1 protein-coding gene is annotated in these 1,208 nt (G+C 70.2%); it reads left to right on the plus strand.

Annotated elements, in window-relative coordinates; all coding sequences use genetic code 11:
* Positions 1–246: 246 nt before the first annotated feature.
* Positions 247–1,208 (plus strand): IS110 family transposase (locus ACFV9O_RS40580; RefSeq protein WP_385428144.1); only part of this gene is annotated, 962 nt, incomplete at its 3' end.

Genomic DNA, 1,208 nt, shown 5'->3' on the forward strand with positions numbered 1-1,208 from the left:
GGCTCCGCAACGGGGCCGCTGGCCTCTGGGCCCGGCATGACTGTGTCCCCCTGTCGAAGGAATGACCTGGGGGGTGGTGTCACCGGGCCCGGGGGTGTTCGTCGGAGACGCTGATCAGAGGTCCGGCCACCGTCCGGTCCGGTGCAATGCCGGGCAGTTCGCGGGCGGCAGGTCTGCATAACGTGGATGCGCGAGCACGACACCCGAGCCGAGGCCGGCACCGTCAACACCCCTGGAAGGGGCACGATGTTCGAGATCGAAGACGTGGGCGTATTCCTCGGCCTGGACGTCGGCAAGAGCAACCATCACGGCCACGGGCTCACCCTGGCGGGCAAAAAGGTCTTCGACAAGCCGCTGCCCAACAGCGAGCCGAAACTGCGGGCCGTCTTCGACAAGCTGACCGCGAAGTTCGGCACCGTGTTGGTGATCGTGGACCAGCCCGCCTCCATCGGCGCCCTGCCGTTGACCGTCGCCCGCGACGCGGGCTGCCGCGTCGCCTACCTGCCCGGCCTGGCCATGCGCCGCATCGCCGACCTCTACCCCGGAGAGGCCAAGACCGACGCCAAGGACGCGGCCGTCATCGCGGACGCCGCACGGACGATGCCGCACACCCTGCGCTCCCTGGAACTGACCGACGAGATCACTGCCGAGCTGACCGTCCTGGTCGGCTTCGACCAGGACCTCGCCGCCGAGGCCACCCGCACCAGCAACCGGATACGCGGCCTGCTCACCCAGTTCCACCCCAGCCTGGAACGCGTCCTCGGACCACGTCTGGACCACCAGGCAATCACCTGGCTCCTGGAGCGCTATGGCTCCCCGGCCGCCCTGCGCAAGGCCGGCCGCCGCCGGCTCGTGGAACTGATCCGCCCGAAGGCCCCGCGCATGGCCGCCCGACTGATCGATGACGTCTTCGACGCGCTCGACGAGCAGACCGTCGTCGTCCCGGGCACCGGCACCCTGGACATCGTCGTCCCCTCCCTGGCCGCTTCCCTGACCGCCGTGCACACCCAGCGCAGGGCGATGGAAGCCCAGATCAACACGCTGCTGGAGGCCCACCCTCTTTCCCCGGTCCTGACCTCGATGCCCGGCGTCGGCGTCAGGACCGCCGCCGTCCTGCTGACCACCGTCGGCGACGGCACCAGCTACCCCACCGCCGCCCACCTCGCCTCCTACGCCGGCCTCGCCCCCACCACGAAACAGTCGGGAAC

Source organism: Streptomyces sp. NPDC059909 (assembly GCF_042730885.1).
GTDB lineage: Bacteria > Actinomycetota > Actinomycetes > Streptomycetales > Streptomycetaceae > Streptomyces.